The organism is Acinetobacter sp. Marseille-Q1623 (assembly GCF_902809895.1).
Classification (GTDB): domain Bacteria; phylum Pseudomonadota; class Gammaproteobacteria; order Pseudomonadales; family Moraxellaceae; genus Acinetobacter; species Acinetobacter piscicola_A.
In genome coordinates, this window is the sequence record NZ_CADDWG010000001.1 from 1,870,221 (window position 1) to 1,885,852 (window position 15,632).

Consider the following 15,632-nt stretch of genomic DNA (forward strand, 5'->3'; position numbering starts at 1 on the left):
CTTATTTCCCCACTACCTGAATCACGATCAAGATCATCAGCAATACCACTACACCGAGTGACATACTTGATGCATATTCACGTAATGAACCTGTTTGACGGGTACTTGTAAACTTATTACCACCTTTCACAATCGCAGGTAACATGAGCCATAAACCATCAATTGGGTCACGACCTAAGATTTTTGCAATCAATAAATAAGGTTGAACAAATACAATGTTGTATAACGAATCGAAACCAAATGCATTACGGCAGATATTGGCAAGACCTGTACCAAATGATGTTGCAGCAAAGCCTTTTACCGCTTGGTAAGCAAATGCGAACAACACAACACCCACGACTAAACCTGCAAGTGCAATACCGACTGCTGTATATTCAGCAGAATGCATACCGTGCATCAACTCTTCAGTTGGCACATTAAATACAGGAATTTGCGCAGCAGTCAGTGCTTTTTCCACTGGTGCTTTTAAGAAATAAGCCAAACCTGTTGACAGTACAGCAAGGATACCTAAAGGTAACCAATATGTTGCACCTTTGATTTCGTGATAAGGCGTATTTTCTTTGCCAAAGAATACAACCCAGATTAAACGGAATGTATAAATAGATGTTAAGAATGCACCTGCTACACCCACCCAGTACAACCAACCAAATGCTGCATTTGCTTGACCTTGTACCCAAACTGCGCCCAAGATCGCATCTTTAGAGAAGAAGCCAATTGTTACGAATGGAATCGCTGCAAGCGCACCACCACCGATGGCGAAACATGCAAACAAGAATTTATTTTTGTAGAACAAGCCCCCCATTTTGAAGATGTTTTGTTCGTGATGGTAAGCCAAAATCACCGCACCAGAAGACAAGAATAATAATGCCTTGAAGAATGCGTGAGAAAGCATATGGAATAGGCCAGCTTGATAAGCTTCGGCACCCACCGCCATAAACATATAACCGAGCTGACTCATGGTTGAGTAAGCCAAAATACGTTTGATGTCGGTTTGCACCAATGCTGCAAAACCAGCCACCAATAATGTTACTGCGCCTGTAATCGCAATGAATTGCATAATTTCAGGTGTCATTTCAAACACAGTGAACATACGGCAGCACAGGTAAACACCTGCGGTTACCATTGTTGCAGCGTGGATCAATGCAGATACTGGTGTAGGACCAGCCATCGCATCTGCCAACCATGTTTGTAATGGAATTTGTGCAGATTTACCCGCAGCACCTAAGAACAACATGAGTGAAGTCCAAAGCGCAAGGTTATGATCAAGTGCTAAAACTTGTGATGCATTGGCAACGATTGTACCGATATGCAAAGTACCAAATTGTTGATAAAGCAAGAACATCGCAATGAGTAAGAAAATATCACCCACACGTGTTACGGTAAATGCTTTGATCGCAGCCATACCATTTGACGGGTTTTGATAGTAGTAACCAATCAATAGATAAGAACACAGACCTACGCCTTCCCAACCTAAGAATAACAACGCTAAGTTGTCACCCAATACAAGCACAAGCATACTTGCTACGAACAGGTTGAAATAAGAGAAGAAACGTGCGAAATCCTCTTCACCACGCATATACCATGTTGCGAAGATATGAATCAGAAAACCTACGCCCGTGATCATGCCCATCATTAACAATGACAAGCCATCTAAACTTAAAGTAATACCTGGCGCAAAACCACCAACGTTAAACCATGTCCATAAATTTTGAACAAATACAGTTTCACCGCTGTTGATAAATGCCATACCGCTGATCAACGCAAACAATGCTGAAAGACCAACTGAACCCGCACCAATAATCGCAGCGACATTTTCAGGAAGTTTATTACGTCCTGCCGCTAAAAGAATAAAACCAATAAGCGGAAATAAAATCGTTAAATATAAAGTACTCATCCGCGCATCTCACTAGCAGCATCTACATCCAAGTGATGGAAGCGATGATAGAACTGAAGGACGATCGCAAGACCGATACACGCCTCTGCTGCAGCAAGCGTCAAAATTAAGATAAACATAATTTGACCGTCTGGTTGTACCCATGCACTACCTGCAACAACGAATGCTAGCGCAGCAGCATTCATCATGATTTCAAGGCTCATTAACATAAATAAAATATTGCGTCGTACCATTACACCGTAAAAACCGAGTGCAAAAAGGATAGATGCAACGATTAAACCATGCTCTAAAGGGATATTGCCCATTATTGTTTATCCTCTTCTGCACTTGGTTCACGTTTGCCTAAGTGGAATGCTGCAACCAATGCTGCAAGCAATAACATCGCGGCTACTTCAACCAATAATAAGTAGTGTGTAAAGAGTACTTGACCAACTTCTTTAGGACCGACCATTTGCGTCCCTAAAACATGTTGTGTTTGCGTATAGTCTGAACCTAACATCCAAACCAAACACAAACCCATCAAGAAACTCATCAATGCTGGATAAGCCCAAGCATCAGAAGTCAACCATTTACGCTCTTGATCAACAGTATGTTGACCAAGATTGAGCATCATCACCACGAAGACGAACAACACCATGATTGCACCTGCATAGACAATAATTTCTAATGCAGCAGCAAAGGGTGCGCCAATGGTTAAAAAAATCCCTGCAACGGCAAGCAGTGACACGATTAAGCTTAAAAGTGCATGTACAGGATTCGCATTGGTCACAACACGAACTGTAGAAACAATGGCCACGAGAGCCATTAAATAAAATGGCCACATCATGGTAATAAGCTCCGTACGTCAACAGGTGCGCTTTCACGTTGCGCTTGACCTTTTTCTTTACCGTCAATTGCCATACCCGTTACACGATAGAAGTTGTAATCAGGGTATTTACCAGGACCCGAAATGAGTAAGTTTTCTTTCTCATAAACAAGGTCTTGACGTACATATTCACCCAACTCGAAGTCTGGTGTTAACTGAATTGCAGTTGTTGGGCACGCTTCTTCACACATCCCACAGAAGATACAACGTGAGAAGTTAATGCGGAAAAACTCTGGATACCAACGTCCATCTTCTTTTTCAGCTTTCTGTAATGAGATACAGCCCACAGGACATGCAACCGCACATAAGTTACACGCAACACAACGCTCTTCGCCATCAGGATCACGTGTTAATACGATACGACCACGGTAGCGTGGAGGTACGATTTGTTCGGCTGGAACTTCAGGATATAAAATCGTATCACGTGGACGAGTGGCATGGGTAAATACCATCCATAACGAACGAACGATTGATCCTACGCCAGCTAGAATTTTATACATTTTGTACTCCCTGCTGTCCTAGGCTTGATTCATCAGAATCACAGCACCAGTCACCAAAAGGTTAACCAATGCAAGTGGTAAACATACTTTCCAACCAAAGTTCATCACTTGGTCATAACGAGGACGCATTAACGAACCACGTGCCAAGACAAACATCATCACAAAGAATGCTGTTTTTGCAATGAACCAGAACGCATCTGGAATGAATGGAATGTTTAAGTTAAATGGTGCTAACCATCCACCAAAGAATAAAGTCACGATCAAGGCAGAAATTAAGATGATGTTGACGTATTCAGCAACGAAGAACATCCCCCATTTCATACCACCGTACTCGACATGGTAACCTTCAGCCAATTCTTGTTCAGCTTCTGGTTGGTCAAATGGATGACGATGCGTTACCGCAACACCGGCAACCACGAAGATCATGAAACCAATGAATTGTGGAATCACAAACCAAACATCACGTTGTGCTTCTACGATTTCACGTAAGTTGAATGAGCCTGCTATTGCAACTACACCCATCAATGAAATACCCAAGAACACTTCATAAGAAATGGTTTGTGCAGCAGAACGTAAACCACCTAATAATGCATATTTGTTATTTGATGACCAACCACCGAATAACACGGCATACACTGCAATACCCGCCATTGCCATAAAGAACAATAAGCCAATGCTCATGTCTGCAACACCTAAATAAGGTGAAACAGGAATAACCATGAATGACAGTACCGCAGTTGCCATTGCAACTGCTGGTGCTAAACGGAAAGTCAGTTTATCAACAAACTTTGGTGTCCAGTCTTCCTTGAACATGATTTTCAACATGTCGGCAACAATCTGGAACATACCGCCCGGACCTACACGGTTCGGACCATAACGGTCTTGCCATAAACCGAGCAAACGGCGTTCAATGAACGACATTAGTGCTGCAAGCAACACCACAACCAACAAGATCACAATCGCTTGAATCACGCTATATGCGATTGGCCAATCTTGTGCCCATGTCGGGAGGGCGCGTAAAGTTTCGTTCATGAATTACACTCCTACCGCCACAGATACAGGCTCTGCAAGAGAAACGGTCGGCGCTTGTCCAACTGGATATCCGATATAACCTGTAGGTAAATACTCAATCACTTGAACTGGAAGACTGATTGAAGTCTCACCTGCTTTCACAGTAATTTTCTGACCATCTTGTACGTTCAAGCGTGCTGCATCTTGCTCACCCACAGCAAACATTGCTTCAGGAATACGAGATTCCATTGCAGGTGTTTTCACGGTGAATTCACCAGAAGCAAAAATATGGTGCATTGGCACTAAACGGAAGCTATCTGGGTTTGCCACAACTGCTGCTGGTGCAACATAACTCCGTGCTGGACGTTTAGGTAAACGATCGAATAGACGAACGCCAGAATCACCACCTTTTAAGTGACCACCCACTTCATCTTGGTATTTGTTCCAAGACTGTGGAGAGTTCCAACCTGGTGCCCATGCAAATGGAACCAATGCTGCAGGTGTCTGATTCCCCACATAACCTTCCATAGAGAACGTTAATGCTGAGTCGACATCGACTGGTTGTTTTGGCTCATGAACATTAAGTGGCGCACGCATCGCAGTACGACCTGAGTAACGACGTGGTTCACGCGCAATTTTCAAACCATGTACACGATAGCCTGCATCAGGTGCAACATCTTGAATCGCTTCAAGTGCAGGTACATTATTCACAACGCTTTCAATCACGTCATCAAGTAATGTCCAAGAAATCGCTTTGCCTTTCACACCGGTTTCAATGGCATGTAACCAGCGCCATGATTCTTTGATTGCAAGTTCTGGTTTGTAGTAGCTTGGGTCATACACTTGATAGAAACGTTGTGCACGTCCTTCTTGTGAAACCACTGTACCATCACCTTCAGCGAAACTCGCAGCAGATAAAACAACATCCGCAGCTTTTACAGTTTCAGTTTCTGAATGATCCAATACAATCACGCTTTGCGCTTTATTAAGCGCGGCTTGAACTTGTGCAGCAGGTAAACGACGGAATAAGTCATTTTCCATGATGATGATTGAGTCATAATCTTGTGCAAATGCTTGTTCTAAGCTTAAACCACCAAACAATGCCAAGCCCATTGAGTTCACTTCAGGAACAGTCAATGTTAAGCCTGCTGTTGAACCAAGATTCTGTGCAACTTGTGCAGCAGCTTCCATGATGGCAGCATCTTGTAAACTTGTACCCGAGATAATGAGTGGTTTTTTCGCAGCTTTTAATGTGTCAGCAATGGTTTGTGCAAATGCTTTTGCATCGTCATCTAAACCAAGAATCGCTTCACCTTTTACGCCCGCAGCAATCGCAAAACCTAAACGCGCAATGTCATTTGGAGAAGCAACCACTTCACCTGTCGCAACATCAGCAAGACGTGTTTGCGTCGCAGATAAGATGTAAATTGGAGATTTGGCATCTTGACCAATACGTTTAACAGGCTCTGCTAACCAATCTTGTGTACGACGTTCTGCTGCCATTTCTTTGGCTTTGTTTTTCGCAGCTTGGCGAACAGACAATGCCATACGTGGTGCAGTTTGCGTTAAGTCTTCACCTAAGATCAATACTGCATCGTAGCTTTCAATTTCACGCATACCTGGGTTATAAACACCTTCGGTTTGCATAATAGAAGCAGCCAATTCAACCAGATTTTGTTCTTTCTGAGAAAGACCTGTTGAATAGTGCTCTTGACCCACCAACTCACGTAATGCGAAGTTTGACTCAAGTGATGCACGTGGCGAACCAATACCCAAGACTTTTTTGCCTTGAACATTTGCAATCACAGAATCCAACGCCATATCTACAGAAATTGTTTCTACAGCAGTCCCTTTACGGAATTGTGGTTGACGAGGACGATCTTCACGGTTGACATAACCTGTACCGAAACGACCTTTATCACAGAGGAAGTATTGGTTTACTTCGCCATTGAAACGGTTTTCTACACGACGTAGTTCACCATAACGTTCACCCGGAGAGATGTTACAACCTGAAGAACAGCCTTGGCATACGCTCGGTGCGTATTGCATGTCCCATTTACGGTTATAACGTGCTGAGTGAGTTTTATCGGTAAATACACCTGTTGGACAGACTTCAGTCAAATTACCCGAGAATTCAGACTCTAAAGTCCCTGACTCAGGACGACCAAAGTAAACACGTGACGCATTGGCATATACACCAAAGTCAGTACCGCCCGCATAGTCGTTATAGTAACGAACACAACGGTAACATGCGATACAACGGTTCATTTCATGTGCAATGAACGAACCTAATTCTTGGTTGTGATGTGTACGTTTAGTAAAACGATAACGACGACGATCGTGTTGTGTCATCACAGTCATATCTTGTAAATGACAATGACCACCCTCTTCACAGACTGGACAGTCGTGTGGGTGGTTGGTCATCAAGAACTCAACGATCGATTCACGAAACGATGTCGCTTCTTTATCTTCAATTGAGATATAGGTATTGTCAGATGCAGGCGTCATACATGACATGACTAAACGCCCACGCGTATCTTCAGGATTCGCGTATTGCGTCACAGCACATTGACGGCAAGAACCGACAGAACCTAAAGCTGGATGCCAACAAAAATATGGGATGTCGATGCCTAGACTCAAACATGCTTGTAGCAAGTTTTCCGAGCCATTGACTTCATACGATTTTCCATCGACATGAATTGTAGCCATAGTCGAATTCCTTAAGCTTGTTCTACGTTGCGGGTTTGAGCAGCTGCATTGACAACTTTCGCTTCAAACTCGCCACGGAAATGTTTGAGTGCGCCCATAAGTGGTTCCATCGCACCTGGAGCATGGGCACAGAAAGTTTTACCAATCCATAATTTACGGGTCAATTCCTGTAAATGATCGATATCTTCCTGTTTACCTTCACCATTCTCAAGTGCTTTAAGCGCTTTAACCGCCCAAGGTAAACCATCACGGCAAGGTGTACACCAACCACATGACTCACGCGCAAAGAACTCTTCCAAGTTACGTGTAGCTGAAACCATACATTGAGTTTCATCCACCACCATCAGCAAACACGTACCTAAACGTGAACCTGCTTTCATGATGCTTTCAGCATCCATAGGAAGGTCGATATGTTCAGCAGCCAAGAAGTCAGTCGATGCGCCACCTGGTAACCATGCTTTAAGTTTCAAGCCATCACGCATACCACCGGCATGATCTTCAATGACTTCACGTGCAGTTGTACCAAATGGTAATTCCCATAAACCAGGGAATTTCACTTTACCTGATGCACCGTAGATTTTCGTACCTGGATCTTTAGACTTGCCCGCAGACAAACCAATATACCACTCAGGTCCACGCAACATGATTGCGGGTAAGTTGTTGTACGTTTCTACGTTGTTTACAATCGTAGGACGACCCCAAGCCCCTGCAACTTGCGGGAATGGCGGTTTAGTACGTGGATTGGCACGACGACCTTCAAGTGAGTTAATCAATGCGGTTTCTTCACCACAGATATAACGACCTGCACCAGTATGTACGTGTAAATCAAAGCTCCATCCTGAATTCAGGATATTGTCACCCAAATAACCTTTAGCACGAATTTGTTCTAAAGCTTCATTTAAGTATTGTGCAGCTTCGATATACTCACCACGAATGAAGATATAACCTTGCGTTGCTTCAAGGGTATAACCAGCAATCAACATCCCTTCGATCAATTGATGTGGAAGTTTTTCCATCAACAAACGGTCTTTAAATGTACCTGGTTCCATTTCATCGGCATTACAGATCAGGTAACGTGGACCACCATCATTGGGTGCCATCAATGACCATTTAATCCCTGCTGGGAAACCTGCACCACCACGACCCTTTACGGTAGCAGCTTTAATCACTTCAAGCACATCTTTCGGCGGCATAGAAAGTGCTTTTTTAAAGCCTGCATAACCTTCAAGTGCTTCGTAATCATCTGCACTACGAACAGACTCTTGCTTACTCAAACGCCAAGTTAATGGGTGAGTTTCTGGGTTACCGTCGCCATAAATTGGTTTTGGTTCAGTATTCATACATACTTCTCCAATAACTGTTTAATTGATGTCACTTCAACCAAGCCGTGAGTATCTTCATCAATCATCAAGGTAGGACCTTTGTCACAATTTCCTAAGCAGCAAATCGGCAATAACGTAAAACGACCATCAGCTGTCGTTTGACCATATTGAATACCCAATTCACGCTGGAATGCTTCTGCCAAAGTTTCCGCACCCATCAAGAAACATGCAATTGAATCACATAATAAAATTACGTGACGCCCCACAGGTTGACGGTAAATACGGTTATAGAACGTCGCTACACCTTCCAAATCAGCAACACTAATTGTCAATAATTGAGCAATTGCATGCAACTGTGCATCATCCACCCAACCATTACGGCGTTGTACGCACTTTAAGGCATCCAAAGATGCAGCACGTGGGTATGGATAATGACCAATGTGATGTTCAATTTCGTGGATTTCTTCCGCAGTCAAAATTCCTTCAACATTCACACGTGGCTTTTTATCAGTCAAAATCATCATAATGCGTTTACCCCTTAGCGATCCACGTCAGCCATAACGACATCAATCGTCGCTAAATAAATGATCAAGTCAGATACAAGACTGCCGTTAATCACGGAAGGAATTTGCTGTAAATGCGTGAAGGTTGGTGTACGAATACGGGTACGGTAACTCATGGTTGACTTATCAGAAGTCAAATAGTAGTTCGATGCACCTTTTACCACTTCAGCCATCACAGATGCTTCACCTGCAGGCATTACAGGACCCCATGACACGCTCAAGAAGTGCGTAATCAAAGTTTCAATATCTTGTAAAGTCTTGTCTTTTGGTGGTGGAACTGCCAAAGGATGATCCGCTTTATAAGGACCAGATGGCATATTATCCAAGCACTGTTTTATGATTTTTAATGATTCTTCGATTTCACGATAGTGAACCATCACACGCGCATACGCATCGCCTTCATACTCAACAGGAATTTCGAAGTCATAATTTTCGTAACCACTGTATGGACGATATTTACGAACGTCGAAATCAATCCCTGTCGCACGTAGACCAGTACCTGTTACACCCCAAGCCAATGCAGATTTAGCATCGTATTGAGCAACATTACGCGTACGACCAATAAACACTGAGTTTTTCAATGCAGCAGTATGGTATTCCTTCAAACGTTTTGGCATCCATTCGAGAATTTCACGAATCAGTTTTTGCCAGTTGTTTGGAAGATCATGCGCTGTACCACCGATACGGAACCATGCTGGGTGCATACGGAAACCTGTGATCGCTTCAATCGCGTCATAGATTTTTTGACGGTCAGCAAACATATAGAATACTGGGGTCATACCACCCGCATCCTGAATCGCAGTACCGATATACAACAAGTGGTTATTGATACGGAACAGTTCAGACATCATGACACGGATACATTGTGCACGGTCAGGAACAGTGATTCCCGCCATTTGCTCCACACCCATCACATAAGGCATGTTTTGCGCACAACCACCTAAGTAGTCCACACGGTCTGTATAGGGAATGAATGAATGCCAAGTTTGACGCTCAGCCATCTTTTCCACACCACGGTGGTGATAACCAATATCAGGCACACAATCTTTCACTTCTTCACCGTCCAACTGCAAGATCACACGGAACGCACCATGTGCAGATGGATGGTTAGGACCCAAGTTCAAGAACATGAAATCTTCGTCGTCATTACCACGAGTTAGACCCCAATCTTCAGGTACAAAACGAAGATGTTCTTGTTCGAAATCTTGTTTAGCCTTGTCTTGCATGTACGGCGTATATTCAGTCGCACGTGCAGAATATTCTTTACGTAATGGATGACCTTCCCAATACGTTGGTAACAAAATACGACGGAGCATTGGATGCCCTTCGAAATTGATCCCAAACATATCGTAAGCTTCACGTTCGTACCAGTTGGCATTCGGCCAAATATTGGTCGCTGTTGGAATGTTAATATCATTCTCATTCAACGCAACTTTAATACGAATATCACTATTGCGTTCTAACGATAACAAGTGGTAAAACACTGTAAAGTCAGATGCAGGCAATCCATCACGGTGTGTACGTAAACGCTCATCTACTGCAGACAAGTCAAATAGCATCACGTATGGACGTGATACTGTACGCAAGTACATTAAAACTTCTTGTACACGTGCGCGCTCAACCCAGACCGTTGGAAAATCTTCAAACGTTGGTTGCACGTAAAAGTTCTCACCAAATTTGGTTTTGAGATCTTCTACAATCGCAAATGCTGGGCGTGAATCAACAGGAGTCGATTCTGGCATAGCAATTTCAGTTTCAGCCATTGGCTTGGCTTCCTATTTAATACAAATTCTGTCAAATTTCCCGATGATCACAGCCTTCAGCTATGTCAAACATTCATCAGAAAAAATTACTCAATTTCATCCATAGAGCGTAAGTTTTTCACTGCAATACGTTCAGCGTTCTTACGGTCGCGTTCTGGCATCATCTTTGGCTTATACACTGGCTGAAGATCATCACCGATTACCGCTGAAAGCGGACGACGTTCTAATTGAATTTGGTCTTGCAATAACATCAGCGCTTGAATCAATGCTTCTGGACGCGGTGGGCAACCTGGCACATAAACGTCGACAGGAATGATCTTATCCACACCTTGTACAACTGAATAGATATCGTACATACCACCAGAGTTTGCACATGCACCCATTGAGATCACCCATTTAGGTTCAAGCATTTGCTCGTACAAACGCTGAATTACAGGTGCCATTTTAACAAAGCATGTTCCTGCAACGATCATCAAGTCTGCCTGACGTGGTGAAGCACGAATAACCTCAGCACCGAAACGTGACAAGTCGTGCACACCTGTTAAGGTAGTTGCATACTCTACATAACAGCAAGAAGTACCAAAGTTAAAAGGCCATAATGAATTTTTACGGCCCCAGTTAACAGCTGTATGTGCCAAATCCTCTAAACGAGTCATAAACACATTTTTATTCACTTCTTCTTCAAGCGGATCTGTAACAATCTGACGATCTTGAAGTGGATATTGATCAGCTTCTGGATTCGCACGGGTTAATGTATATTTCATTCCCGACTTACTCCTTATTCAGTGACATAGTCGGTGTTTTCGATTTAACACGACCAGATGATTGAGCTGGAATCGTACCAGTAGGATCAACAACCAACTCTTCAATAGAATTGAAGCGTGTGATTTCAGCAAGATCCATATTTGGCGAACCTATCTTAGCTTTAATTCCTGCTGCCTTGCGCTTATCAGAAGGTGACCAATTTAAAGCCCCTGTAGATAATTCATAAATCAAACCAACAAGTAAAACTAAAATAAACACAGCAGCCGCTGCAAATCCTATCCAACCTACTTCACGAACAGAGTTTGCCCATGCATATAGATAAAGTGCTTCTAAGTCGAACACGACAAAGAAGATTGCAACCAAATAGAATTTTGCAGATAAGCGGATACGTGCACCACCAGCACCTACCACACCTGATTCAAATTGCTCTTGCTTCGCACGCCCCCATGCTTTACCCCCAAGGAGTAAAGGGACTGTGAGCATAAAGACACATAGAAATGTAACGCCGATCACGAAGGCAATGATTGCCCAATCGTATGGAGTAATGGCACTCATGCGGGGATAACTCCTGGCAGGCCTATTATTAACAAAGAATGTATGTATTGGCCTAAAAATACACCAAACACAAAATAAATCTGAACAATTGTACCCGATTGGTATCATCTCTTGCTAGTTTATAACTATAAGTCTTTTGGATGATTTTTTAGTCTTTTGGGGTATTGACATATATTTCAGACTCATACAATGCCTAATAATCGTATTATTAAATCAACAATACAAAAATAATAAGTTTTTCCAAACACATACCCTTTTTTTTGATTTTTTATCTTAAATCATTTACTTAATTTTAAACTCTATCTAATTTTTATGTCTAATTTTCCATATTTTCACAATTTCATGCGTTTTTTATAGCAAAAATTAACCACAAAGATATTTAAAATATTTTGTTACATTCTTCAAAAAAAACCAAATGCAAAACCAATTAAAAATCTTAAAATTATCAAATAAAGATAATATATATAAAATTAAATACAAATCATTAAATTAAAAACCATTAAATTATCAAAAATATTTTACAATCGACACAGCTGACCAACACTTTACGATTACATAAAGAAATATTGCCTACTTCTCACCTACCTTAAGGACAACGCACCACAAAAGACACGACTCAAAAATGATAAAATTTAAGCAAGTTTTATTTTTCAATTCAATAACAACCCATTAATAAAGTTTATACAATTCATTAAGTTGTTCTGTGTATGCTAGAAAATAATAATAAGGAGTACAACACATGAGCATGAACTTTGCACACAAACCCAATTATTTTTTATTTGCTCAATTATTAGTTCGTCATATTGAGGGGTATATCAAAAAACATCCCGATGCCAATAATGCAATCTTCGATTTACGTGATATTTATGAGCTTTTTCGTCAAGATTTAGCATCAACCACCACCAATTTAGAGGGTATTTTAAATATTGCAGACGAATATACGATTGACACCCTAAATGGTGATCAAAAAATTATTAGCGAATATAAAATTGATGCTGAACAAAATAGTTTATTGATTGATTTTAATCCTGATGCGCTACAAGCTTTACGTGCTGGTAAACCGATCATTGCACCTGATGCAACCTTACACCAATAAGTTAAATGCCTCTCAATGAAAAACTCGCAATGAAAACTAAAAAAGCACCGAAATCGGTGCTTTTTTACAACAGGACTTAAACAAGCCCTATCACTAATTACTTCACTTTAAGTTTATTTCTATGCGCAGGCCAAGACATTTTAAAACGTGCACCACCTAAAGTTGGGCTTCCATCGACCTCAATCGTCCCACCAAACCAATAGGCGATTCGACTGACAATTGACAACCCTAAACCATAACCACCAGAAGCACGTGTACGACTGTCATCTAAACGAGCAAAGGCTTCAAAAATACGTTTACGATCTTCCTCAGGAATGCCCGGTCCATCATCTTCAACACAAACATAAGCCATACCTGTATCCGCATCGATACCACCACTAATATAAATACGATCATCGCAATAACGAATCGCATTACCGACTAAGTTTTGTACCACACGATGTAAATAACGGCGTTCTGCTTCCACGACTACATCATTAGACAATGGAACAAGATGTATTTCTTTTTGAGTTTTCAAGGCTTCTGTTTCAACAGCAACCTGATCTAACACATCGACCAAAATAATTTTTTCAAAATTAAGAGATGGCGTACCCTGCTCAAGCTTAGCATAGGTCATGATTTCATCAATTAACGTATTTAAAGCTTCAATATCTTTATCAATCATTTCCATCTGTTGCAAACGATATTCATAATCGTCTTCGTCTGCCAACATTTCCATACCAAAACGGATTCGAGCAACAGGGGTTCGCAATTCATGCGAAACTGCACGCATCAACTCCCTTTGTGCTTCGATCAAGCGTTGAATGTGGTCTGACATACTATTATAGCTTGTGGCTAAGCTTGCTAACTCATCATGCCCTTCTACAGGCACCCGTTGTGACATATCACCTGTCTTCATGACATCCAAGGCATCATTCACCTGTTTCAGTTTACGTTGCATTGGCACAATCAAGCCATAAACCCCCAGACACAGTAAAAACATACTGAGCAAGGTGATACCTGCAGCAAGTTTTACTGGCATCCAATTAAACATGGGTACTGGACCGATCACGAGCGCATCAGTTGGAGAGCTTGGCAAAGGAGAAACTATAGATATAGTTGTACCACGTACGGTTGCACTGTCGCGCCATAAAATAACAGGCTGATCTGAACGCAAACGTCCAAGTTGCTCAGGATCTAAATTAAGCCCCGAAACCTTTTCCACACCCACATGGTAGTAAAAATGTTGCTGAATTTTTTTCAGATACTCCTGCTCTTGTCCTGGATAGTAGACCAAATAATCCATAATAAAGACAGGAAGAGCTTTCATTTGTCGCTCTGCAAACTGATCGACTTTAATATATAAATAATGTTTAGGATCATTACGAATGCCTAAAACTAAATACGCAATACCATGTTCAGCATCATAACGTACAACAGCTTTTTGACTTTCTATACGTTTATTTTCAGTGCGAGAAAGTTCAACTTTACTGGCATCAACATAATGAATAGGAAGTTCTAATAAGTCGGAAGCATCTGAAATCCAATCTATTCTTTGTTGTTCAGTCTGTTGACGTGCCACCCCCTCACTGATGACATAAGAAATACCATCCGTTAGAGATTCACGATATTCTTGCGCACGTTGATAATTAATAATCTGAACAAGCAAATAGCCAAATAAAGCAACTAAGACGACAAGAATAACTAATCCTGCGTAAATACGCAGGAATATGCTGTGTTTGGACACGAAAACAACCTTATATAGAGCTAAATCCCTAACTAGAAAATAGCATTACATCCCATTTGTTTCTTTAACAAATAAGTACCCTTTACTACGTACAGTTTTAATGCGTTTTGGATTTTCAGGATCATCACCAATTTTTGGACGAATACGTGAAATACGCACATCAATCGAACGGTCTTGACCATCATATTCAATCCCACGCAGACGTTCAAAAATATCTTCACGTGACAAAATTCGTCCAGCATTAGATGCCAACAACCATAAAAGGTCATATTCTGCACTGGTGAAATCGACTAGCTCGCCGTTTAAAGTTACAGAACGACCACCGTTATCAATCACAAGATCATCAAACTCAATACGTTGTACTACTTCATCTTCTGGCGCTTTGTCTGTACGACGCAGTAAGGCACGAATACGCGCTAAAAGCACACGAGGTTGTACAGGTTTAGCAACATAGTCATCTGCACCCATTTCCAAACCAAGCACTTGATCCATATCTTCCGTACGAGCAGTCAACATCAAAATCGGTTGATGATAATGTGGACGAACTTCACGACAAACGGTTAAACCATCTGCACCTGGTAGCATCACATCTAGCACCACCATATCAGGTTGTTCAGCAATAATACGACGAATTGCACGGTTGCCGTCTGGCTCTACCCCAACCTCTAGCCCATTACGGATTAAATACTCTTGTGTTAAACGGGCTAAACGCTCATCATCTTCTACAATTAAAATTTTTGGTAACTTTTCTTCTTGGCTCATCTATTTGCCCCTGTATTTGACTTTGTGTCTGCTACAAATCTCGCAGATTCAACACACTATGCTTTGCAATATACACACGTTTACATTGTAAACAAGACCCT

The 15,632-nt window shown here is 41.7% G+C and carries 14 protein-coding genes; 1 reads left to right on the forward strand and 13 read right to left on the reverse strand.

Annotated features, from left to right (window positions below; genetic code table 11):
* Window position 1 precedes the first annotated feature (1 nt).
* From nuoL to ndhC, 11 genes are all read right to left on the reverse strand, one after another.
* Window positions 2–1,894: an NADH-quinone oxidoreductase subunit L gene (nuoL, locus tag HUV91_RS08885; RefSeq protein ID WP_130073924.1), complete on the reverse strand. Its 1,893-nt coding sequence runs from the start codon at window positions 1,892–1,894 to the stop codon at window positions 2–4.
* Window positions 1,891–2,199 (reverse strand): NADH-quinone oxidoreductase subunit NuoK, encoded by a 309-nt coding sequence (nuoK, locus tag HUV91_RS08890; protein WP_111860838.1) that lies wholly within the window; start codon window positions 2,197–2,199, stop codon window positions 1,891–1,893. The genes nuoL and nuoK overlap by 4 nt, the downstream gene beginning before the upstream one ends.
* The gene (nuoJ, locus tag HUV91_RS08895) at window positions 2,199–2,717 is read right to left on the reverse strand and encodes an NADH-quinone oxidoreductase subunit J (RefSeq protein ID WP_174493618.1); all 519 of its coding nucleotides are present in this window, start codon (window positions 2,715–2,717) and stop codon (window positions 2,199–2,201) included. The genes nuoK and nuoJ overlap by 1 nt, the downstream gene beginning before the upstream one ends.
* Window positions 2,717–3,259, reverse strand: a complete 543-nt coding sequence (gene nuoI, locus HUV91_RS08900) for an NADH-quinone oxidoreductase subunit NuoI (RefSeq protein ID WP_130073926.1) — start codon at window positions 3,257–3,259, stop codon at window positions 2,717–2,719. Before nuoI ends, nuoJ begins: the two co-directional genes overlap by 1 nt.
* Window positions 3,260–3,277: 18 nt before the next feature.
* The gene (gene nuoH / locus HUV91_RS08905; RefSeq protein ID WP_130073927.1) at window positions 3,278–4,291 is read right to left on the reverse strand and encodes an NADH-quinone oxidoreductase subunit NuoH; all 1,014 of its coding nucleotides are present in this window, start codon (window positions 4,289–4,291) and stop codon (window positions 3,278–3,280) included.
* Window positions 4,292–4,294: 3 nt separating this feature from the next.
* Window positions 4,295–6,979 carry an NADH-quinone oxidoreductase subunit NuoG gene (nuoG, locus tag HUV91_RS08910; protein ID WP_174493162.1) on the reverse strand — a complete coding sequence of 895 codons (2,685 nt, stop codon included), beginning with the start codon at window positions 6,977–6,979 and terminating at the stop codon, window positions 4,295–4,297.
* Between the two features lie 11 nt (window positions 6,980–6,990).
* Window positions 6,991–8,319, reverse strand: a complete 1,329-nt coding sequence (nuoF, locus tag HUV91_RS08915; protein ID WP_174493163.1) for an NADH-quinone oxidoreductase subunit NuoF — start codon at window positions 8,317–8,319, stop codon at window positions 6,991–6,993.
* Window positions 8,316–8,825 carry an NADH-quinone oxidoreductase subunit NuoE gene (nuoE, locus tag HUV91_RS08920; RefSeq protein ID WP_130073930.1) on the reverse strand — a complete coding sequence of 170 codons (510 nt, stop codon included), beginning with the start codon at window positions 8,823–8,825 and terminating at the stop codon, window positions 8,316–8,318. The genes nuoF and nuoE overlap by 4 nt, the downstream gene beginning before the upstream one ends.
* A 14-nt stretch (window positions 8,826–8,839) precedes the next feature.
* Window positions 8,840–10,627, reverse strand: a complete 1,788-nt coding sequence (nuoC, locus tag HUV91_RS08925; RefSeq protein WP_174493164.1) for an NADH-quinone oxidoreductase subunit C/D — start codon at window positions 10,625–10,627, stop codon at window positions 8,840–8,842.
* Window positions 10,628–10,713: 86 nt separating this feature from the next.
* Complete coding sequence (locus HUV91_RS08930) at window positions 10,714–11,391, reverse strand: NuoB/complex I 20 kDa subunit family protein (protein WP_130073932.1); 678 nt, start codon at window positions 11,389–11,391, stop codon at window positions 10,714–10,716.
* A gap of 7 nt (window positions 11,392–11,398) precedes the next feature.
* On the reverse strand, window positions 11,399–11,947 hold the full coding sequence (gene ndhC / locus HUV91_RS08935; RefSeq protein WP_130073933.1) for an NADH-quinone oxidoreductase subunit A: 549 nt from the start codon (window positions 11,945–11,947) through the stop codon (window positions 11,399–11,401).
* A gap of 739 nt (window positions 11,948–12,686) precedes the next feature.
* Between ndhC and HUV91_RS08940 the strand changes: the two genes are divergently transcribed.
* Window positions 12,687–13,043 (forward strand): hypothetical protein, encoded by a 357-nt coding sequence (locus HUV91_RS08940; protein ID WP_174493165.1) that lies wholly within the window; start codon window positions 12,687–12,689, stop codon window positions 13,041–13,043.
* A 97-nt stretch (window positions 13,044–13,140) separates the two neighbouring features.
* Here HUV91_RS08940 and bfmS read toward each other — a convergent pair whose 3' ends face one another.
* Together bfmS and bfmR are read right to left on the reverse strand one after the other, a co-directional pair.
* Window positions 13,141–14,769, reverse strand: a complete 1,629-nt coding sequence (bfmS, locus tag HUV91_RS08945; RefSeq protein ID WP_217431194.1) for a sensor histidine kinase BfmS — start codon at window positions 14,767–14,769, stop codon at window positions 13,141–13,143.
* 45 nt (window positions 14,770–14,814) lie between these two features.
* A complete protein-coding gene (gene bfmR / locus HUV91_RS08950; RefSeq protein ID WP_130073936.1) occupies window positions 14,815–15,531 on the reverse strand; it encodes a response regulator transcription factor BfmR in 717 nt (238 codons plus the stop codon).
* Window positions 15,532–15,632 lie beyond the last annotated feature (101 nt).

Coding starts and splice junctions, on each gene's coding strand:
- ndhC (WP_130073933.1), bottom strand. CDS start 11,947: ATGAGTGCCATTACTCCATACGATTGGGCAATCATTGCCTTCGTGATC.
- bfmR (WP_130073936.1), bottom strand. CDS start 15,531: ATGAGCCAAGAAGAAAAGTTACCAAAAATTTTAATTGTAGAAGATGAT.
- nuoI (WP_130073926.1), bottom strand. CDS start 3,259: ATGTATAAAATTCTAGCTGGCGTAGGATCAATCGTTCGTTCGTTATGG.
- nuoE (WP_130073930.1), bottom strand. CDS start 8,825: ATGATGATTTTGACTGATAAAAAGCCACGTGTGAATGTTGAAGGAATT.
- nuoG (WP_174493162.1), bottom strand. CDS start 6,979: ATGGCTACAATTCATGTCGATGGAAAATCGTATGAAGTCAATGGCTCG.
- HUV91_RS08940 (WP_174493165.1), top strand. CDS start 12,687: ATGAGCATGAACTTTGCACACAAACCCAATTATTTTTTATTTGCTCAA.
- nuoJ (WP_174493618.1), bottom strand. CDS start 2,717: ATGTGGCCATTTTATTTAATGGCTCTCGTGGCCATTGTTTCTACAGTT.
- nuoK (WP_111860838.1), bottom strand. CDS start 2,199: ATGGGCAATATCCCTTTAGAGCATGGTTTAATCGTTGCATCTATCCTT.
- nuoF (WP_174493163.1), bottom strand. CDS start 8,319: ATGAATACTGAACCAAAACCAATTTATGGCGACGGTAACCCAGAAACT.
- HUV91_RS08930 (WP_130073932.1), bottom strand. CDS start 11,391: ATGAAATATACATTAACCCGTGCGAATCCAGAAGCTGATCAATATCCA.
- nuoC (WP_174493164.1), bottom strand. CDS start 10,627: ATGGCTGAAACTGAAATTGCTATGCCAGAATCGACTCCTGTTGATTCA.
- nuoH (WP_130073927.1), bottom strand. CDS start 4,291: ATGAACGAAACTTTACGCGCCCTCCCGACATGGGCACAAGATTGGCCA.
- nuoL (WP_130073924.1), bottom strand. CDS start 1,894: ATGAGTACTTTATATTTAACGATTTTATTTCCGCTTATTGGTTTTATT.